The organism is Hymenobacter guriensis (genome assembly GCF_015773195.1).
Classification (GTDB): Bacteria; Bacteroidota; Bacteroidia; order Cytophagales; family Hymenobacteraceae; genus Hymenobacter; species Hymenobacter guriensis.
This window is the reverse complement of sequence record NZ_JADWYK010000004.1, coordinates 369,728-389,398: the sequence shown is the minus strand read 5'-3', so window position 1 is coordinate 389,398 and position 19,671 is coordinate 369,728. Positions and strand designations below refer to the sequence as shown.

At 62.8% G+C, this 19,671-nt stretch carries 12 protein-coding genes and 1 tRNA gene; 5 read left to right on the top strand and 8 right to left on the bottom strand.

The genetic code is table 11. The features are described 5' to 3' along the window. Positions 1-318 precede the first annotated feature (318 nt). The 3 genes from I5L79_RS09655 to I5L79_RS09645 all read left to right on the top strand — a co-directional run bounded on the left by I5L79_RS09655 (position 319) and on the right by I5L79_RS09645 (position 3,966). Positions 319-1,722 carry an RtcB family protein gene (locus I5L79_RS09655; RefSeq protein ID WP_196954822.1) on the top strand — a complete coding sequence of 468 codons (1,404 nt, stop codon included), beginning with the start codon at positions 319-321 and terminating at the stop codon, positions 1,720-1,722. Between the two features lie 169 nt (positions 1,723-1,891). Further along, complete coding sequence (locus I5L79_RS09650) at positions 1,892-2,443, top strand: 2OG-Fe(II) oxygenase (RefSeq protein ID WP_196954821.1); 552 nt, start codon at positions 1,892-1,894, stop codon at positions 2,441-2,443. Positions 2,444-2,529: 86 nt separating this feature from the next. Continuing rightward, positions 2,530-3,966 carry an RtcB family protein gene (locus I5L79_RS09645; protein WP_196954820.1) on the top strand — a complete coding sequence of 479 codons (1,437 nt, stop codon included), beginning with the start codon at positions 2,530-2,532 and terminating at the stop codon, positions 3,964-3,966. A gap of 180 nt (positions 3,967-4,146) precedes the next feature. Here I5L79_RS09645 and I5L79_RS09640 read toward each other — a convergent pair whose 3' ends face one another. The 4 genes from I5L79_RS09640 to I5L79_RS09625 form a co-directional block, all read right to left on the bottom strand. Next, positions 4,147-4,362 (bottom strand): PID-CTERM protein-sorting domain-containing protein, encoded by a 216-nt coding sequence (locus I5L79_RS09640; RefSeq protein WP_196954819.1) that lies wholly within the window; start codon positions 4,360-4,362, stop codon positions 4,147-4,149. A 79-nt stretch (positions 4,363-4,441) separates the two neighbouring features. Continuing rightward, entirely contained in the window at positions 4,442-8,878 is a 4,437-nt protein-coding gene (locus I5L79_RS09635; protein ID WP_196954818.1) for a DUF4394 domain-containing protein, read from the bottom strand. A 381-nt stretch (positions 8,879-9,259) separates the two neighbouring features. After that, complete coding sequence (locus I5L79_RS09630; protein ID WP_196954817.1) at positions 9,260-9,784, bottom strand: MOSC domain-containing protein; 525 nt, start codon at positions 9,782-9,784, stop codon at positions 9,260-9,262. Positions 9,785-9,965: 181 nt separating this feature from the next. After that, positions 9,966-10,667, bottom strand: a complete 702-nt coding sequence (locus I5L79_RS09625; RefSeq protein ID WP_196954816.1) for a VIT1/CCC1 transporter family protein — start codon at positions 10,665-10,667, stop codon at positions 9,966-9,968. Between the two features lie 123 nt (positions 10,668-10,790). Between I5L79_RS09625 and I5L79_RS09620 the strand changes: the two genes are divergently transcribed. Continuing rightward, on the top strand, positions 10,791-11,441 hold the full coding sequence (locus tag I5L79_RS09620; protein ID WP_196954815.1) for a Dps family protein: 651 nt from the start codon (positions 10,791-10,793) through the stop codon (positions 11,439-11,441). Between the two features lie 381 nt (positions 11,442-11,822). After that, a tRNA-Leu gene (locus I5L79_RS09615) sits at positions 11,823-11,904 on the top strand. Positions 11,905-12,116: 212 nt separating this feature from the next. Here the strand turns inward: I5L79_RS09615 and I5L79_RS09610 are convergent. The 4 genes from I5L79_RS09610 to I5L79_RS09595 form a co-directional block, all read right to left on the bottom strand. After that, positions 12,117-13,712, bottom strand: a complete 1,596-nt coding sequence (locus I5L79_RS09610; RefSeq protein WP_196954814.1) for an NFACT RNA binding domain-containing protein — start codon at positions 13,710-13,712, stop codon at positions 12,117-12,119. 577 nt (positions 13,713-14,289) lie between these two features. After that, positions 14,290-15,060, bottom strand: a complete 771-nt coding sequence (locus tag I5L79_RS09605; RefSeq protein WP_196954813.1) for an MBL fold metallo-hydrolase — start codon at positions 15,058-15,060, stop codon at positions 14,290-14,292. A gap of 105 nt (positions 15,061-15,165) precedes the next feature. Further along, positions 15,166-15,543 (bottom strand): response regulator, encoded by a 378-nt coding sequence (locus I5L79_RS09600; RefSeq protein WP_196954812.1) that lies wholly within the window; start codon positions 15,541-15,543, stop codon positions 15,166-15,168. Between the two features lie 64 nt (positions 15,544-15,607). Continuing rightward, positions 15,608-19,666, bottom strand: coding sequence for a PAS domain S-box protein (locus tag I5L79_RS09595; protein ID WP_196954811.1), 4,059 nt, complete (start codon positions 19,664-19,666; stop codon positions 15,608-15,610). Positions 19,667-19,671: the final 5 nt, after the last annotated feature.

Genomic DNA, 19,671 nt, shown 5'->3' with positions numbered 1-19,671 from the left:
TGCTCACCTGTAACCCTTGCCCGAACCTACCTGCCTTCCCGGCCGGATGCCGTAGGCCCGCGTTACTTCGACCTGTCTTGTCGGGTAGTATGCCTCCGGTATACCCCAATGTACGCGGGCCGGCCTGTTGCTCCGGCTTTCAGGGAAAAATCATCCTTTTTAAGGTGGAGTGCCGTGCTATTGAAAACTGTCTGATTCAGAGGGTTTCGGCTGTCACGGTTAACCGCCCCGCCCTTCGGGTACCCCTCTTTCAAAAAGGAGGGGAGTTCGTTCATCATTCTTCTTTTAACCTCACGCGACGTTGTTCGCACGATTAGTATGGCCAATCAATTACGCGGCAACGACCTTCGCCAGCTCGGATTTCCCGAAGGCCGGGCCATTGGGCTGGCGCTGGCCCAACTGCAGCGCAAACACCTCAAGCGCCTCTCGCACACCGATCAGCTGGCGCTGCTCAACCTCATCCTGCAAACCCCCAGCAACTTCCTCACCGACCTCGACTGGAGCCATACGGCCGCCGCGCTGCTGCCCGCACCCAGCCGCCACATTGCCCTCACCGAGCGGAAGCCCTACGTCACGTTCGGGGCTGAGCACATCGAGGCCGGGGCCATCCACCAGATGGAAACGGCCATGAAGCTGCCCGTGACGGTAGCCGGAGCCCTCATGCCCGACGCCCACTTTGGCTATGGCCTGCCTATAGGGGGCGTGCTGGCTACCGACAACGCCGTGATTCCCTACGCCGTGGGGGTAGATATCGGCTGCCGGATGGCCTTGTCCGTCTTCGCCTTGCCTCCTCAATATCTCTCCCAGCGGGTGCAGGAGCTGCGTAACGTGCTGCTGACTACTACCAAGTTCGGCAACCGGGACGTGTTCCGCCACGGTCAGAAAATGGGCCACGAGGTGCTGGAGCGGGACGAGTTTGCTTCCATTCCCTTCCTGCGCAACAAGCACGAGTCGGCCATTGCGCAGATTGGCACCTCCGGCTCCGGCAACCACTTCGTGGAGTTCGGCATCGTTGAAGTCACCGACGCGACGAACGAAATGGGCGTGCCGGTAGGTCAGTACCTGGGGCTGCTTTCGCACTCCGGCTCCCGTGGGCTGGGCGCGGCCGTGGCTCAGCACTACACCAACCTGGCCAAGGACGTCTGCAAGTTGCCCGCCGAGGCTCAGCACCTGGCCTGGCTCACGCTTGACTCCGAGGCCGGGCAGGAATACTGGGCGGCCATGAACCTGGCCGGGGACTACGCCTCGGCCTGCCACCACCAGATTCACCAACGCGTGGCCCGGGCCCTGGGCGAGCGGCCCCTGGCGAAAGTGGAAAACCACCACAACTTCGCTTGGAAGGAGCGTCTTGCTGATGGCCGGGAGGTGATTGTGCACCGCAAGGGCGCTACCCCGGCTGGCAAAGGCGTGCTGGGCATCATCCCTGGCTCCATGACCGCGCCCGGCTTTATCGTGCGCGGGCGGGGCGTGGCCGATTCGCTCGGCTCTGCCTCCCACGGGGCGGGCCGGCTGATGTCGCGTACCCGGGCTAAAGCCGAGCTGGGCGAAGCCGACGTGCGCCGCCACCTGCAGCAGCACGGCGTGGAGCTCATTGGCGGCGGCCTCGACGAAGCCCCGCAGGCCTACAAAGACATCCACACCGTGATGGAAAGCCAGCAGGACCTGGTAGATGTACTCGGCACCTTCACGCCCAAAATCGTGCGGATGGACGGAGCCGCGTAGGTATCAGGATAGCGTGTTCGGTTACTGTCATCCTGAGCACAGCAAAGGGCCTTCTCTCGTCAGAACAAGTCGTTCAGGTGTGATAAGAGCCTTCACTCCGCTCAGGATGACAGATGGTAAGCGCTAGAATCGGCGCAAGTGTTTTTTAGTTTTTATATCCTCACTCACAATGACCTGCACCCAACTAGCCGAATCCATCTTTACTGTCGATGACTTCCTGAGCCGGACGGAGTGCCTGGAGTACATGGCGCTAAGCGAGCAGCTGGGCTACGAGGCGGCTAAGGTGACTACAACCTCCGGGGCCCGGCTCGTACCCAGTGTGCGCAACAACAGCCGGGCGTTCTATTCCAACGAGGAACTGGCCCAGAAACTCTGGGAAAAAGCCCAGTCATTCATTCCTGACCGGTTTGGCAACAGCCAGGCCCTGGGCCTCAACGAGCTGTTCCGCTTCTACCGCTACCAGCAAGGCCAGCAGTTCCGGGGCCACTACGACGCGAGCTACGTGCGCAGCCCCACGGAGGCTAGCCTGTTCACCTTTATGGTGTATTTGAACGACAACTTCCAGGGGGGCGACACGGCTTTTCGCAACCTGCGCGTCTGGCCTAAACAAGGGCGGCTGCTGCTGTTTGAGCACGGCCTCTACCACTTGGGGCATACCGTAACGCAGGGCGTGAAGTACGTGCTCCGCACTGATGTAATGTACCGTCTACCGGCCGGGTAAGCCTTTAAGTAGCCTTGTAATAAGCCGCCGCTGCAACCCGCAGCGGCGGCTTTGCGCTAGAGGAGTTCCACCCTTTGCTCTTCGTTATGGCTAAAGCAACCAACAAGCTCCACGGCAAAGACCTGCGCCAGCTGGGCTTCACCGACGATAAACAGATCAGCCTGGCGCTGGATATCCTCGACCAGCGCGAGCTGCGCCGGCTCGATAAAGGCAGCGCCCTGGCTTTGCTGCGCGAAATCAAGGCCGACCCCTTCAAGTATGTACGCGACCAAACCTGGCGGCCCCTGGCCCAGGAGCTGGTGCCCCAGCCCAGCCGCGACGTGCAGCTCAACCCCAGCATCAAGGACTACCGCCGCTACGGCGACGCTTTCATTGAGGACGGGGCCCGCAAGCAGATGGACACCGCCATGCAGCTACCTGTCACCATCGATGGGGCGCTGATGCCCGATGCTCACCAGGGCTATGGCCTGCCCATTGGGGGCGTGCTGGCCGTGGATAACGCCGTCATTCCCTACGGGGTAGGCATGGACATTGGCTGCCGCATGGCCTTGTCGGTGTTTGATGTGCCGGCCCGCTACTTAGAGCAGCGCCGCGACGAGCTGAAAAAGCTGCTCCACAACCACACCCGGTTCGGCAACAAGGAAGTGTTCAAGAACCCCGCCGACGACCCGGTGCTGGCGCGGCCCGAGTTCCGGGAAATCGGGGTGGTGCGGGGCAAGCGCGAAGCCGCCATCAACCAGCTGGGGTCCTCGGGCTCCGGCAACCACTTCGTGGAGTGGGGCGTGGTGGACATTACGGCCGAAGACAACGACCTGAACCTACCCGTGGGCCAGTACCTGGGGCTGCTTTCGCACAGCGGCTCCCGCGGACTGGGCGCGGCCATTGCCCAGCACTACACCAAAGTGGCCATGAATAAGTGCCCGCTGCCGCCCGAGGCTCGCTACCTGGCTTGGCTGGGCCTCGACACCCAGGAAGGGCAGGAGTACTGGGCCGCCATGAACCTGGCCGGAGACTACGCCTCCGCCTGCCACCGCGACATTCACCGCCGTCTGAGCAAGGCCCTGGGGCAGGAGGCCTTGGCCAAGGTCGAAAATCACCACAACTTCGCCTGGAAAGAGCAGCTGCCCGATGGCCGAGAAGCTATAGTCCACCGCAAGGGCGCCACGCCGGCCGGCCAGGGCGTGCTGGGCGTCATTCCCGGCTCCATGACGGCGCCCGGCTTTATTGTGCGCGGCCGCGGGGAGCAGGACTCCATCCAGTCGGCCTCGCACGGAGCGGGGCGGCGCCTCTCGCGTACGCAGGCCAAGCTGCAGGTAACTGAAGGCGAACTGCGCCGCCTGCTGCGCGACCAGGGTGTGGAGCTCATCGGCGGCGGCCTTGACGAAGCCCCCATGGCCTACAAAGACATTCACCAAGTGATGGCGCATCAGCAAGACCTGGTAGATGTCCTCGGCTCGTTTCAGCCCAAAATCGTGCGCATGGACGCCGGTGGCGCCGGCAAAAGCAAGTACGGGGGCGAGTAGGGTCGGGGCTTGCCCTTGCCCGTCGTACGTGCCGGTGGATAGCCGCATTGTAACCACGGACGCAGGCAAGAACCGTACTTTACTGCAGACAGATTAGTGCCTGATAGCTCAATAGCAAAGAAGGCCCGGATGCATGCATCCGGGCCTTCTTTGCTATTGAAGTGTAGTACAGCTGACAGTTCAGACTTTTTTCCGGCGCCGCAGATGGCGCACGCCTAGGCCCACACCGGCGGCCAGCAGCAGGGAAGCGCCCCCGTCAATGGGAACAGCGGTGGGGTCCTCGGGCTTGGGGCCCCCCTCGGGCGGCTCTTCGCTTTGGGCGTGGACCAACGTGGTGCAGCAGAACAGGGCCACGGTGAGGCCGCAGGCGCGCAGAAGGAAGGGAAATCGGTTCATCTGAAAAATCTAAGGCTAAGTCAAAGAAAAAGCAACCCGGTAGAGCAGCCGCCGCCGGAGCGCCGGCCGCTCGCTGGGTTTATTGTACTACCAGGCGCTTGGCAATCAGGCCCTGGGCCGTGCGCAGCTGCACGGTGTATACGCCCGGGGCCAGGTCCCGCAGGCTCAGGCTGCGCTGGTCTGCGGCTACGGCCTGCCGCCGGACTGTCTGGCCCAGGCTGTTGACCAGCACGGCTTCCACCGGCTGCTTGCTCAGGCTGGCGGGCAGCAGCACGCGCACGGCGTCGCGGGCGGGGTTGGGGTAGAGGGCTACCTGCTCGCGCAGGGCCGCCGGAGCCGCGGCCAGCACACTGCTGGCGCTGAGCACCAGCGTAAAGCGCGGAGCCTGCAGGCCGTCGGCGGTGGTGCTAAACGCGTAGCGGGGCTGGGCATTCAGATCCGTCAGCTGGCCGGTCTGCGCGTCGCGCAAATAAGCTTTCATGCCGGCGGGCAGGTTCAGCAGCTGGGCCGCGTGCAGGGTGTAGGTGCCGGCCGCGGGCACGCGCACCGTCAGGGGCAGCTCCGTGGTAGTAGCCGCGTTCAGGGCGGGCAGGCCGCTGATGCTCATTTCCTCGGTGCCGGCCAGCAAAGCCAGGGACAGTCCCGAGCGCACGGGGAACTTCACGGCATCAAACCTGGCGTCGAAGCCGGGGGTAGCACCCTGCTCCCAATAGGCGTAGGTAGCATCGGCCTGGTTCTGGCCCAGCAAGTCGAGCTGCACGAGGGGGCGCTGCTCGCCGGTGCCGCGCTGGAAGGCGGGGCTGGCATAGGTCGTCAGGCGGGCGGCATTGCTGAAGGTGAGCGAGCCGGTCGTGCCGGGCGTGGTCACCCGCACAAAGAAGCCCTGGGCAGCGGCAATGTTCTGGCCATTAAACGGCACCCCGTTTACGAAGGAGCTGTAATTGCCGCTGTACTGGCCCGAGGAGGCGAAGATGTACACGGCTCCGTTCAGGCCCGACGCTCCGCTCTGGTAGAGGGCCGACCAGTCGATGGGCGAGGGGTAGGGGTTGCCTAGCAGGTGCCAGCCGGAGCTGGCCGCGTCGGTGGTGGTGCGGGTCAGGCCGGTTTGGGCAATGGGGCCGTTGTTGAGCGTGCCTTCGAAATCGACCAGGGCCGTGCCGGGCAGGTTCACGGTGTAGCCGCGGCCGCGCTCCAGGGAGCTAGCCAGGCTGGCCGGGGAAAACCAGCCCTTGGTGAAGGGCGCCAGCGCGGTAGCCGGGCTGGTGTCGAGGCGCTGCTCGTCGTAGCCGAACACGGTCGGGTAAGCCTTTACGCTGCCTGGAGTCTCCGAAGTGTTGTAAGCCGGGTTTACCACGGGCGTGAAGCCAGTCGTGGCCAGATCGGCCACCGTGGTGCTCACCACGGGGGAGGAATAGTGGCGGTAGCCCAGGCCGTTGTTGCTGGACAGGATGTAGCGCTGCACAGTGGCCGTGCCCAGTACCGCGCCGCTGGTGTTCACCACGTGGGCCGTGCCCTCGGCATTGGAGAGCAGGGTCAGGTTGCCGTTCGAGGTCAGGTTGCCGTTGAGGAGCAGCACGCGCTGCACCTGCACCGGGCCACCTGCCAGCACGCCGGCCGAGCCTACCGTGAGGTTGTTGAACATCGTCGTCGAGCCGCTGATGGTCTGCGCAGCGGCACCCATAAAGCGCACTTCGCCGGTGCCGGTGCCATCGGTCAGGCCGCCGTTGTTGGTGAAGGCACCGTTCACCGTGAGCACGCCGCCGTTGGCAGTGAAGAGGGTGGCGCCGCTGCCCAGGGTCAGGTTGTTGGCCTGCTGAGCGTCATCCACCACTGGGTCGTTGGCCACGTTCGGGATAATGACGTTGCTGGTGGCGGTGGGCACCTGCATGGGCAGCCAGTTGCCGGCTGTGCCCCAGTCGGTATCCACGGCGCCGGTCCAGGTCAGGTCGCCAGTCAGCACGGGAGCCGGCTCCAGGAAGGCGGCCAGACCGGTCAGGTTCGAGCCCGAGCCGATGCGGCCCACGAGTGAAGCCGCGCCGGAGCCCAGGGCCACGGTGTACAGGTTGTCGGAAGTGCTGCCGGTGGGCGTGGCCACCAGATAGGCCGTGTTGTCGGGCGTGGCGGGGTCAGCTACATCGGCGAAGATGTCGAAGTCCACGCCGGGGTTCACCGTGATGCCCGAAGCGCCCCGCACCGAGTTGGTACCCGCGTTGGGGTCACTGAACACGATTACCTGATTGGTGCTCTGCTCGTAGGCGTAGAGGGCCGTGCCCGTAGCCGTGTTGTTGTCGTTGTTGGTGTAGGCGGCGGCGCTCAGGCTGCGGCCGGTGGTGCCATCGGTGGTGACCACATCGGTGCCCACCGTTGGGTTGAGGCGGTAATTGACGCCGCCGGCCCCTACAACCCGGATACGGTCAGGCACGGGGTTGAAGTCGAAGCCGATGCCGGCCGCGCTGGTGCCCAGGGCCAGATTGTTCACGCCGCCTACGGCCGTGAGGGCCCCGGTGGTGGTGTTCAGGGTGTAGAGCTGAGCCTGCTGGTTGGGGGCATCGTAGCCTAAGGCATACAAGGCGCCGGTAGCGGGCCGGAAATCAACCCCGGCTACCACTTGCCCGGTGCCCAGGCCGGTGATGTTCACGGCTGTCCGAATCACTTCGGGGTTGCCCGAGCCGAACGATACCAGGTTGCCGCCGGCCACGCCGTAGAGCAGGCGGCCGGAGAGTGGGGCCGAGGCATTGGCTCCGGTCAGGAAGGCCGCCACGTCGCGTACCGGAATGCCCCCGCCAATCACGCCCAGGCTGCTGGTGCTGGCACCCAGCAGGTTCACGGAATACAGGGTGCTGAAGCCTGCCGGGCTGCCGCTGCCCGCGTCCGACACGGCAAAGGCCCGGTTTACCAGGGCCGAGGGGTCGAAGTACACATCCAGGTCGATGTTCGAGCTGCCGGCGTCCGCAAACAGGGCATTGCCGTTCACGGCCGTCAGCTCCCCGGCGTTGGGGTTGGTTTGCACGAAGAGCCGGTTGCGCACCCCATCTATGTCGTAGAGCGTGGTGCTGGTAGCGCCCACGTAGGAGTTGGTGTAAGCCACCGCCCCAATGGTAGGCGTGCCCGTGGTCCCGTCCACAAACTTCAGGTCGCCGTCGGGCTGCACCCCCGCTTCGGCGGCGTTGCCATCCACAATAGCGCCATTATTGGGGTTGAGGCGGTAGTTGCTTTGGTTCAGGCTCGTCACCCGGAGGCGGTCCACGGTGGGGTTGAAGTCGAAGCCGATGCCGTTGACGGCTGCGGTGGTAGTGCCCAGATTCAGGGTGATGGGGCCGGAGCCCACGGGCGTAGCCACGGCCGTGCTGCGGTCAATCACGTAGAGGCGCGACTCGCCGTTGGTGGGGTTGTAGCCCAGCCCGAACAGCTGCCCGGTGTTGGGGCGAAAGTCGGTACCTGCCAGCGTCTGGCCGGCGGCTATGCCCGTAATAGGGGTGGCCGAGTTGATGAAGCCCGGCGTGCCCGAGTAGAAGCTCAGCAGGTTGTTGGTGGAACTCACGGCGTAGAGCAGCTGCCCGCTGGGGGCCGGAGCCGTACGGTTAATCAGCACGGCAATGTCACTGAGCTGGTCGCTGGGGCCACCGATAAGAGCCGGCGTGCCCAGCGTGCCGTTGTCCAGGTTGAGGCGGTACAGGGTGGAGCGCTCCGGGCCGGCGCCGGGGTCGGCGGTGGCCAGCAGAAAGGCGTCGTTGGTGCGCGTGGCGGGGTCGAAGTAGATGTCGGCGTCGACGGCGGAAGCGCCCGAGAAGCCGGGCAGGGTGCCCGCGGTGTTGAGGGTGCCGGCATTGGGCGGGTTCTGGGTCAGCAGGCGGCCGGCCAGCTCGTCTATCACATACAGCGTGGTGCTGGTGCTGCCGATAAAGGAGTTGGTGTAGGCGGCCGTGCCCACGCCGGGGTTCTGGCCCGCGTTGGCGTCGGCGGGGGCGTAGGCCAGGGTACCATCGGGCTGCACCCCGTCCAGGACGGCGTTGCCATCCACAATGGCGCCGGTGGTGGGGTGCAGGCGGTAGTTGAAGTCGTTAGAGCTTACTATCCGGATGCGGTCCACGGTGGGGTTGAAGTCGAAGCCAATGCGCTCCGAGCTGCCGCCCAGCTCCAGGCGGCTGGCGCTGCCCACGGCCGTGGCGGCCCCGGTGCTGCGGTTGATGACGTACAGCTGGGCATTGGTGGCCGGCGAGGCCGCCGCGGCGTTGTAGCCCAGGGCATATAGCTCGCCGGTAGCGGGCCGGAAATCAAGCCCCACCAGCATCTGCCCATTGGCCAGGCCCGAAATGTTGGTGGACGTGAGCGTGCCGGGCGAGGCAGCCGCGAAGCTCACCAGCTTGTTGTTGTTGGTGCCCGAGAGGCCGTAGATGGTTTGGGCGGAAGCCGCGCCGGCCGAAGTCAGCAGCAGCCCCAGGCCCAGGGTCCAGCGGCGAAGGGAGGGGTTGTTTCCCGGAAGGCGCAGCCGCGGCGGGAGTAGGGGTGTTGGCATACTCAGATAAGGTAAAAAAGTGAGAAATACACGTTCCACATGCCGGGCCGCCCGCCTCATCGGGGCAACCGCAACCTAGCTGGTGCGTGATATGCCTACGCACCCGGTTGAGCTTTCGGATTGTATAATTGGATTAAAAGGAAGTTAAAAATTAATTATCCTAGTCAACTGCCGCTCAAAACCTTATTGGGACACCAGGCGCCCCGTAAAACCATAAAAAAGGCCCCCTCCGAAACCGGAAGGGGCCTGCAATAGGTGCGAAGGATAGAACAGCGGAACAGCCGGGGCCTAGAGGGCGGCTTTGCGAGTATGCATTTCTCTCGCAAAAGGGTTTTCGTAATCCACAGCTGAGGAAAATTGCCAGATTAGTAGCGTAGGTAGCTACTCACCTGCTTCCACCACCCGCACGGCATCCCCCACGCGCAGGGTGCCGCCCTGCACAATGCGGGCCGTGAGGCCTCCGTGCCCGCGCATGGCGTTGTAGCCGCCGGGGCCCAGCTCTTCCTCCATGCGGGAGCAGGGGTGGCACTCGCCCGTAATTTCGAGTTCCACTTCCTCGCCCAGCCGGATGCGGCGGTTTTTGAGGGCCAGCAGGTTGAGCCCGCTCACCACCAGGTTGCGGCGCAGGCGGCCGGGCTCCACAGGCTCGGGCAACCCCAGGTAGCCGGCCACGGCCGCCAGGTGCTCGTGCTGGATGAGGGTAATCTGCCGCTTGCCCCCGGGCTTGGGCCGGGCATGGTCGCCCAGCAAGTGGCGGTCGGTTTCCACGGTGGCCTCGGCCACGCTCAGCAGGGGTTCCCGTCGGGCCGGGCGCAGGCCTATCCACTCCACGCGGCCGGTTTGGGGCAGGGTAGCCAGCAGCTGGGCTATTTTCGATTTATCGTCGCCAAAGAAGGGGAAAGCCATGTTATTAATGTGGGGAATGTGGGTTGAATGTGCTAATGTGGGAAATGTGCTGAGGTGGGAAAGGGGTTATAACTAGCTGTTAGTTCCCCTCTTTTTTGAAGGAGAGGAATTAGGTTTCTAGCCTCCAACCCATTAGCACATTACCACATTAGCGAAGCGCAGCACATTCAAAACACATTCCCTAGCCCCCGATCCAGCGGGCGACGAGGAAGGCGGCGCCGGCGGCCAGGGCCCCGATGCCGGCCATGCGCAGGGCGCCCAGCACGGGCGGCTGACCGGTGAGGCGGCTTTTGAGAAAGCCAAATACCAGCAGGCACACCAGGGTAATGACGGCCGACCACAGCAGGCCCTCCCGGGGCGTGGCCGTGAAGAAGTAAGCCGAGAGGGGTACCAGCCCGCCCAGGGCGTAGGCCAGCCCAATGGTGAGGGCGCTGTTGCGGGCCTGTTGAGGGTCGGGCTTTTCCAGCCCCAACTCGTACTTCATCATAAAGCGCACCCACTGGTGGGGGTCGGCGGTGAGCTCCTGCACGGCCTGGGCGCGGGTGGCAGGGGAGAGGCCCATTTCGGCCAGCAGCTCGTCTACTTCGGCGCGCTCCACGTGGGGTACTTCGGCTACTTCGCGGTACTCGCGGGCTAGCTCGGCCTGGTAGTGCTCCACCTCCGTGCGCCCGGCCAGGTAGCCGCCCAGCCCCATAGCAATGGAGCCGGCCACAATCTCAGCCAGCCCGGCCGTAATCACCAGCGCCGACGAATCCACGGCCCCACTCAGGCCGGCGGCCAGCGCAAAGGGTACCGTGAGGCCGTCGGAAAGACCAATGACAATATCCTGGAGCATGGCCGAGCTGGTGAGGTGCTCCTCGGGATGCGGATGCTGGTGCTGCATGGCAGGGAAATCTTTGAAAAAGGAAAGTAACGGGTTTTCCTCAACCTCAGGAGGAAGGCTGCGTAAGAAAAGCCCGGCCGCCCCTGTTGAATAGGCGGCGCCCATCTTACTCCGAATCCTATCATGGCAACCAAAACCACTGCTCCCAAGAAGCCGGCCGCCCAGCAAAAAGCGGCTGCAACGGCCTCCAACGGCCGCGCTGCCGCGCCCAGCGTGCAACCCATCCTGAACCAGCAGTTCGACGCCCCGGCGCCCCTGCAGAAGTACGGAACCGTGTCGCAGCGCCTGCCTATCGGCCTCGACGCCGCCACCCGCCAGGAAAGCGTGAACATGCTCAACCAGCTGCTGGCCGATACCTGCTCCATCCGCGACATGTACAAAAAGCACCACTGGCAGGTGGTAGGCCCCACGTTCTACCAGCTGCACCTGCTCTACGACAAGCACTACGAGGAGCAGGACGCCCTGGTAGATATGATTGCCGAGCGGATCCAGATCCTGGGTGGCGTGGCCGTGGCCATGGCCGCCGACGTGGCCGAGCTGACCAGCATCCCGCGTCCACCCAGGGACCGGGAAGAAGCGCCCGTGCAGGTGTCGCGCCTGCTGGAAGCCCACCAGATCATCCTCAAGAACTGCCACGAATACGCCGAAAAAGCCGATGAGTCCGGCGACGACGGCACCAATGACCTGGTGGTAAGCAACGTGCTGCGCACCAACGAGCTGCAAGTGTGGTTCGTGTCGGAGCACGTGGTAGATACCCCGCTGGCCCGGTCGTAAGCACGTTTCGCGCATCGATATAACTGAAGTAGCCCGGCCGGATGGTCGGGCTATTTTGGTTTTAGGGGTTGATGGGTTTCAGCGCGAGGGAAAGTGTTAAACAACGTTTGTGAAGCATCTTTGGTCGGGGAGCAGCCGTGGCCACCTAGCTCCAGAATGAAGGAGTATCTGCCTCATACGAAATAAAAATACGGACAGGCTTATGGCTGAGAATGAGCCGCAAGAGGAAGCAAAGTCGCCGCCAGCTGCCTCAGTAAGGCAAAAAAATACGGCCCCGGCTTGCACTGGTGTAACTGAGTAGCTACTTTTGCCCTCGCTTCGCCGCCTCACCGAAGCCGAAAACAACGGTTTTCGCTCTTTATCGATTTCGCCTTCTCTTTTGCGCACGTGGTGAAACTGGTAGACACGCCATCTTGAGGGGGTGGTGCCTTCGGGTGTGGGAGTTCGAATCTCCCCGCGCGCACGCAAATTCATACACGACCCGCTCTGGCCTGGCCAAAGCGGGTCGTGTTGTTTTAGTACCGTTCAGAAGAGAGGCAAGAAACGTAGTAGGGGCGGGGCTCGTCCCCGCCCATCGTTGAACGGCATCGTTATAGCGGCGCAGCCGGCGGGCGGGAGCTAGCCCCGCCCCTACACCGCAGTGGGCGTCAGACCCGGTTGGATATGCCTCGGCTGCTAATCCCGCTCGAAGGGGTTGGCGGGCACTACCAGCAGCACTTTTTCCCGCTCCACCGCTACTGAGCCGGCCACCGCGCCTTTGGGCTTGCGCACAAACTTCTTGGGCGTGATGGTGACGGGGCAGAGCGAGTCGTTTTTACGACGGGAGTACCAGGCGGCCAGCTGGGCGGCGCGCTCCTGCACGGGCTCCGGCACCGGATGGCCCGGCCGCTGCCGAATCACGACGTGGGAGCCGGTGACGTCCTTGGCGTGCAGCCACAGGTCGTCCTTGTGGGCGTAGCGCTGGGTAAGCAGGTCGTTGTTCTGGGCATTGCGGCCGACGAGGATAGTGAAGCCGCTGTCCTCAAATACCTTGAAAGGCAACTCCTGGGCTGCCGCTTTGGTGGCCGTGGCGGCATCGAGCCCGTGCTGCTTGCGCCAGGCTCGTAGAGTACGCAGCTCATCGGGCGGGAGGGCCGCCAACTCCTCCAGGCGCTCCAGGGCCACAAAGGCTTCGGCTTCGCGGCGCTCGGCCCGCTCCCTAAGCTGGCGGGTTTCCAGCTGCTGATTTTTGGCTTTGCGGTAGAGGTTCTGGGCGGTTCGCTGGGGCGTTTCGGTGGGCTTGAGTTTGATGGTGCGCTGCTCACCGGTCAGGTAATCTTCTACTTCCACCTCCGCGGCGCCGGGCGCAATCTGGTGCAGGTGGGCCATAATCAGGTCGGCGGTGTGGCGGTAGCCGGCCTCGTGCTCCAGGGCGTGCAGGCGGCGCCGGGCGTGGCCGGCGCTGGTGCTGGCTTCCTCGGCGCGCTTTTCCAGCTGCTGGCGCACCTGGCGCAGCTCGGCTTCGTAGGCGCGGCGGCCCTGCAGCAGGGGCACAAAGCGGCGCAGGGCGGCCACGGGGTCTTCGGCGGGCAAGGTGGCTTCCACCTCGCCCACGGGCAGCAGGCTAAGCCGCGTACGGCCCTCAACCCGCACGATGTAGAAAGCGGCGGGCTGCTCCAGCTGCTGCACTACGTCGCGCACCAGCCGCCACCTTTCGGGGAGCGGGGCAGCCTCGTAGCCGTGGGCCTGCAGATACAGGGGCGTCAGGTCGCCAAGGCTGGGGTAGGCTTTGAGCGGATTCTGCGGCGGGCTGTCCTGCGGCACCTCACTTACGGAAGCTTCCGGCTGGGTTCTTTCCGGCGAGTGGGGCAGCAGCTCCGCGTCGGCGGCGTAGCGCTGGTGAAACAGCTCGGCCGGGGAATCGGGCGCGGGGCGAAAAACGGCATTGGGACGGGTGCTGTACAGCTTCAGCAGCAGCGTGGCCCCACCCCGGAAGTTGAGCTGCAGCACCCGGTCATAGGGCCAGGCCTGCACAGAGTCCAGGCGCCGCCCCAGCAAACCGGGCAGCAGATCCACAGAGTTCTGGCGGGCGCGGTGGAAGGTTTCGGGGAGGGCAAGCAAGGCACCAGCCGCGGCCAGGTGCAGCTTCAGCCAGTACTCCGCCGTGCCGTTGGTCAGGCCAATCACCAGCTCATCCTTGTCCTGCGAAAAGCACGTGGCTACGGTGAAGCCTGCCAGCTGCCGGGTAAGCGTCGGCGCCAGCTGTCGCAGGAAGTAGTAGTTGATGTGCATGGGGAGGGGGCTTACAGTTCAGTCAAACGGAGAATACAATGGCTGAGACGAACTATAGCACTGTATTGCTATTGAAAGCCACGGTAAAGCAGATGAGAGAATCGTCTTAACGCGTAAGCCGCCGGCAGATCAGATTTATGCCTTGTACTCCCAAAGCAACCAGCAGGCTCAATACAAGCGCAGTTGACAGTAGAATTATCCAGCCAGCCCATGATTGATTGAAATACTGGCCAGTCATGCTTATAAATACCGTCTGAAGGCCAAGTGCCATGAAAGATACACCCCAGCAGATGCCTATTATCGAGTATAAGCTGAGGTCCGGCCTGATTTGCCGAACTGATATTATCGTTCGTATTAGTATACAAACTAACACAAGCAATAGCAGGTAGCCGTTCAAATAATAGAGTACTGTATCGAAGAGCCGAGTACATATGAGCAGAATACCGCCAATTGTACCATTACGCAACAGGATTTTTGATATGGGCACAGCAAGCAGAACGCCGGTGAAATTATTGGAGACTTGGCTAACCGGCTTGGTTTTGCCAGCGCGCTTAGCGAATAAATATACCAGACTGGCTTACTTCAACTCCACCCGCAGCCCGTCGTACGCCAGCCGGATAAACGGCGGCAGAGTAGCTTCGACTTCACGGTGGCGGCCCAGCTGGTGGCTGATGTGGGTAAGGTAGGCCCGCGTGGGAGCCAGGTCTGTGAGAATGTCCACGGCTTCCTGCAGGGTGAAGTGCGAAATGTGCTTTTCGTGGCGCAGGGCGTTCAGCACAATCACCTCCGAGCCGCGCATCTGCTCCAGGGCCGCCGGAGAAAGGTGGTTGGCATCCGTGACGTAGGTGAAATTGCCAACGCGAAAACCCAGCACCGGCAGCTTGTAGTGCAGGGCCCGAATAGGCTCGAACGGCACGCCTTCCACCAGAAAAGTCTCCGTGTCGCTCAGGATGGGTTGCAGCTGCACCTGCGGGATGCCGGGGTAGCGGTGCTCGGCAAAGATGTAGGCATACTCTTGTTTCAGCTGCTCCAGCACCCGGGGCTCGGCGTACACGGGCATGTCCCGCTGCTGCCGGAAGTTGTAGGCCCGGATGTCGTCGAGGCCGCCGGTGTGGTCTTTGTGCTCGTGGGTGAACACCAGCGCGTCAAGGTGCTGGATGTAGGCGCGCAGGGCCTGCTGCCGGAAATCGGGGCCCGAGTCGATGATAATGTTTTTGCCCTGCACCTGCAGGTGCACCGATACCCGCAGCCGCTTGTCGCGGTAGTCGAGGGAGCGGCACACGGCGCACTGGCACCCAATCACGGGCACGCCCTGCGACGTGCCCGTTCCAAGGAAAGTTATCTGCACTGCGTTTGAATTATGAATGCTGAATTATGAATTATGAATCATGATAAAAGAGCAGGTAGGACGTTTACTGCCAATTCATAATTCAGCATTCATAATTCATAATTCCTATCCTACGTACTGCTTCACCACGCGCACGAGGGCGTCGAAATCGAGGGGCTTGGGCAGGTAGTCCGTTACGCCGGCCTCGCGGAACTGCTCCATGGAGTAGTTGTTGGCGTTGCCGGTAATGGCAATAACCGGAATGGCGGCAATGCGCGGGTCGGTGTGGCGGCGGATTTCGCGGGTGCACTCCATGCCGTCCTTCACGGGAATGTTGATGTCCATCAGCACGCAGTCGATGGGCTGGGCTTCCACCTGCTTCATTACTTCGCCCCCGTTTTTGGCGGACACGATTTTATATTTCTGAAGCTCCAGGATTTTCTTGGTCAGATTCAGAATCACGGAGCTGTCTTCGGCAATCAGAATCGTCTTAGCGTCGGCCATGAGAAAGAGAGGAATAAAGGGGATGGGGAGTGGAGAGGGAGAATGGCTTAAGTAAACGTACCGGTTAGTTTACCCCGGTCAGGGTAACGTAGGTTTCCGCAAAATGGCGGAAAAATTCTTGTAGTAGTGCAAAGTCCGATTTTACCTGGGCCATATGGCCCTGCCGCACGTCGTGCTCCATCTTCTTGGCCATTTCGCCTAATTGGTTCAGGCCAAGCGTGAAGCCAGTGCCCTTGAGCTGATGGACGTGGGGCAGAATCTGCGAAAAATGGTCTTCCTGCAGCAGGGCGGCGGTTTCATCGAGCAGTTGCCCGGCTTCCTGCTCGAAGTCGGCGTAGAGCTGGGCGGCAAATTCGGCCCCGCCGAGCTCCTGCAGCTGGTGCAGCACGTCCACATCCAGGGCGGCGGCGGCGGCTACGGCCCCGGGCAACTCGGGACCCGGCATGTCGGCAGGCACCACGTGCAGCGGACGGGTGGGCGTTTCGCTGGCCGGCCGCCACCGAGCCAGTACCGTGTACAAGTCCTGCGACTTCACCGGCTTCGACACGTAGTCGTCCATGCCTTCCTGCACGAAGCGCTCCGCGTCTTCCTTCATGGAGTACGCCGTCATGGCTACCACCGGCGGGCACTCCGCGCCTAGGCGGCGCCGGATTTCGCGCATGGCCGTCACGCCGTCCATTTCCGGCATCTGGATGTCCATGAAAATCAAATCGTAGCGTGTGCCGCTGGTTGCCCGGCTGATGGCCTCGAACCCGTCGCCGGCCACATCGATGCGGCAGCCCAGCTTTTCGAGCAGGCGTTCGGCCACTTTCTGGTTGATGGGGTTGTCATCGACGAGCAGCACTTGGGGCACGGTGGCAAACCGCTCAATCTCCAGCTGGCTCCGGTCGCGGGAGGAGAGGCGCTGCTGCACAATCTCCTCCTCGTTGTGGGCCACCTGACAGCGAATCTCAAACCAAAACGTGCTGCCCTTGCCCAGGCGCGACTCCACCCCAATCTGCCCGCCCAGCATCTCGGCCAACTGCTTGCTGATGGCCAGCCCCAGCCCCGTGCCCCCAAACGCCTTGGTGGCGCCGTTGTCGAGCTGGGTGAAGTTGGTGAACAGCAGCTTGGCGTTTTCCTCCGTGATGCCGATGCCGGAGTCCTGCACCTCGAAGCGCAGGGTGTACTCCTCCTCGGCCAGTTGGGCCGAGGTGACGGCAATGTGCACGCCGCCCTCGGGCGTGAACTTGATGGCGTTGGAGGTGAGGTTGCTCAACATCTGGAGCAGGCGCGTTTCGTCGGTGCGAATAAAGCGCGGCGTTTCCTGGCTGACGTGGTAGGTGAAGAGCAGGTCCTTCTGCTGGGCGCGGTTGGCAAACAGCGAATGAATCTTGTCGAGGGTATAGTACAGGTCGATGCCGGTGGGGTTGAGCACCAGCTTGCCCGCCTGAATCTTCGAGAGGTCCAGAATGTCGTTCAGAATGGCCAGCAGCGCGTCGGAGGACTTGCGTAGGGTGTCCACGTAGTCCTCCTGCTCCGGCGACGACACCGTTTGGTGCAGCAGGTCAATCATGCCGATGATGCCGTTCATGGGCGTGCGCAACTCATGGCTCATGTTGGCCAGGAACTGCGTTTTGGCGTGCAGGGAGGTTTCGGCCTCGTCCTTGGCGCGGCGCAGATCGTCCTGCATCTGCTTGAGCTCCGTGATGTCGCGCGCAATGCCCTCGGTGCCGGCCGGGCCATCCTTCACGCGCCGGGCGTTGATGAGTACGCTCACGGCATGGCCCGCCTTGTGGCGCATGTCAATTTCGTAGTTGCGCACCTCATCCAGCTCCAGAATAGCCCTGAGCAGCGCGTCGCGGTCCTCGGGGTTCTGGTAGTAGTCGATGATGGGCGTGCCCACTACTTCCTCGGGCCGGTAGCCCAGCATATCGTACACCGAGGGGCTCAGCAGCGTGAGTATGCCCTGCCCGTCGGTGCGGTAGTATACATCCTGGAACGACTCAAAAATGGCGCGGAACTTCTCCTCCTGGGCAGCCAGCTCCAGCTGGGAGCTTTTCTTGTCGGTGATGTCGTGGGCGATGCCCGATATTTCCTCGAACGTGCCGTCGTCCAGGTAAATAGGGTTGAGGTAGATTTCGCGCCAACTTTCCTGGCCGCGGGCGTCGCGCAGCTGCACCTCAAAGCGGCGCGGCTGCCCTTGGAAGGCCTTGCGGTAGTTTTCGATGAAGGCCGTGCGGGCCGGGGGCTCCATCATCGTCACGTCGGCCTGCATCAGGTTCACGTTCAGGGCAGGGTACACACCGTTGCGCCGCAGGAAGTAGGCCGCGTAGTTGCGGTTGAAGGACGTGAGGCGGGCCTGCGTATCCACCGACCACATCAGGTGGGTGCCACTCTCAAAAATGGCGTTCAGGCGGGCGTTCTGCTTGTTGATCTGCACCTCATTGCGCTTGCGCTCAATGGCCAGGGCCACCTGGTTGGAAATAAAGTGCAGAATCTCAATGTCGGAGGAAGCGTAGGCGTCGGCCTTCTGGTAGTCCTGCACGGCAATAACGCCGATGATCCGGTCGCCCACGCTCAGGGGGGAGCAGAGCATCACCTCGGGCATGGAGCCAAAGGACGTGATGGTGCCGCTGCTGATCAGGTTCTGCAGATCTTCGCGCAGCAGATACTGCGGCCGCCCCGTGCGAATGATGTACTCGGAAATGCCCGAGGAAAACGGCCGCGACACCAGCGTTTTCTCGCCCTGCGTGAACTGATCCACGAAGTAGGCAAACTGCAGCTGGGTGCGGTTGTCGTCGCAGAGGGATATGTAGAAGTTGTTGGTTTCGATGATCTTGCTCAGCTCCCGGTGGATGGCTCCGTAAAGCGAGTTCAGGTCCTTGGCGCTGATGGCCAGGTTGGCAATGCTGTAGTACACCTTCTGGAGCCGCTCGGCCTTGATGCGCTCCGTGATGTCGTGCAGAATGGCGCGGGTAGCCACCGGCTCGTCGCCCTGCCAGGAGCAGGAAATGGAGCCGATGAGGTGAACGGGCTTGCCGGTTTTGGTGAGAAACACGGTTTCCAGCTTGTTCACTTTCTCGCCCTTGTACAGGTTACGCAGCTGGTACATCAGCTTGGCCTTGTAGTAGGGGTGCACCACGTCGGCCAGCGTGAGGTCGGGCAGGTCTTCGTCTTCGTAGCCCAGCTTTTCCTTCCAGGCCTTGTTCACGAACAGGAAGCGGTTGTCCACGCTCAGGTTCTGCACCAGGTCGTGGGCATTGTCGAGGAAGTCCTGGAGTCGGTTGCGGTTGTCGCTCAGGGCGCGGGCCGTCACCTGGCGGTCGGTCATGTCGCGGCCTACCAGAAAGATGCCGGTAACCTGGCCGGTGGCATCGTGGGCAAACTCGGCGTGCCAGAACACCATACGCTGCTGCCCCGATTTGGTGGGAATGGCCCGCTCGTAGTAGTCCTGCAGCCGCCCCGTACGGATGCTGATATCAAAGGACTCGCGCCGCAATGTCCGCTCCCCGGGCAAAGAAAAAAGGTCGTAGTAGCAATAGTTCAGCACTTCTTCCCGCCTGTACTCGGTGTACTCCAGAAAGTACTCGTTCACGTCCACCACGCGGGCCTCCAGGTCTAAGAGCACGTAGCTCAGACCCGAGCGACTCAGCAGGTCGCGAAGCTGGGCGCGGCCCTGCTCCAGGAGCTCGGCGGGCTGTGTTGGTGAGGCCGATAGTGCTTCCGCTTCCTCACGGCGAAGCGTGAGCTGAACCCGCGGGCCGGTAGGCAGCTCAATACGGTGCAGGGTGGCGCGGGCTGTGAGCGAAGTGTGGTCGGCGCGGTGGCCGCGCCAGCTTCGGGCAGCCTGCTGGCCGGTCTGAGCCGCGGCGAGAATAGCCAGCCGCAACTGCTCGGGCGACGCCCACTCGTTTTCTGCCGCCTCGTTGTGGTCCGCCATGAAGCCCGTGAGGCCCGAGGAAAGCAGCACGGGACGCGTGGTGCCCAGCAGCGTGAGGGCCGTGCGGTTGCAGTCGACCAGCGTGGCCTGCTCATCATAGAGCAGGATGGCGTCGTACGCTCCATCGAAAAGAGCCTGATACAGAGGCTCCTGAGCGGTTGGCGAGGCAGCCAGGGCAGGAGACGTAGGACGGGTGGCCATACGGG

Excerpts from the sequence above, each read along its gene's own strand:
- I5L79_RS09655 (WP_196954822.1), top strand. The coding sequence starts at position 319 with ATGGCCAATCAATTACGCGGCAACGACCTTCGCCAGCTCGGATTTCCC.
- I5L79_RS09600 (WP_196954812.1), bottom strand. The coding sequence starts at position 15,543 with ATGGCCGACGCTAAGACGATTCTGATTGCCGAAGACAGCTCCGTGATT.
- I5L79_RS09630 (WP_196954817.1), bottom strand. The coding sequence starts at position 9,784 with ATGGCTTTCCCCTTCTTTGGCGACGATAAATCGAAAATAGCCCAGCTG.
- I5L79_RS09620 (WP_196954815.1), top strand. The coding sequence starts at position 10,791 with ATGGCAACCAAAACCACTGCTCCCAAGAAGCCGGCCGCCCAGCAAAAA.
- I5L79_RS09650 (WP_196954821.1), top strand. The coding sequence starts at position 1,892 with ATGACCTGCACCCAACTAGCCGAATCCATCTTTACTGTCGATGACTTC.
- I5L79_RS09595 (WP_196954811.1), bottom strand. The coding sequence starts at position 19,666 with ATGGCCACCCGTCCTACGTCTCCTGCCCTGGCTGCCTCGCCAACCGCT.
- I5L79_RS09635 (WP_196954818.1), bottom strand. The coding sequence starts at position 8,878 with ATGCCAACACCCCTACTCCCGCCGCGGCTGCGCCTTCCGGGAAACAAC.
- I5L79_RS09625 (WP_196954816.1), bottom strand. The coding sequence starts at position 10,667 with ATGCAGCACCAGCATCCGCATCCCGAGGAGCACCTCACCAGCTCGGCC.
- I5L79_RS09645 (WP_196954820.1), top strand. The coding sequence starts at position 2,530 with ATGGCTAAAGCAACCAACAAGCTCCACGGCAAAGACCTGCGCCAGCTG.
- I5L79_RS09640 (WP_196954819.1), bottom strand. The coding sequence starts at position 4,362 with ATGAACCGATTTCCCTTCCTTCTGCGCGCCTGCGGCCTCACCGTGGCC.
- I5L79_RS09610 (WP_196954814.1), bottom strand. The coding sequence starts at position 13,712 with ATGCACATCAACTACTACTTCCTGCGACAGCTGGCGCCGACGCTTACC.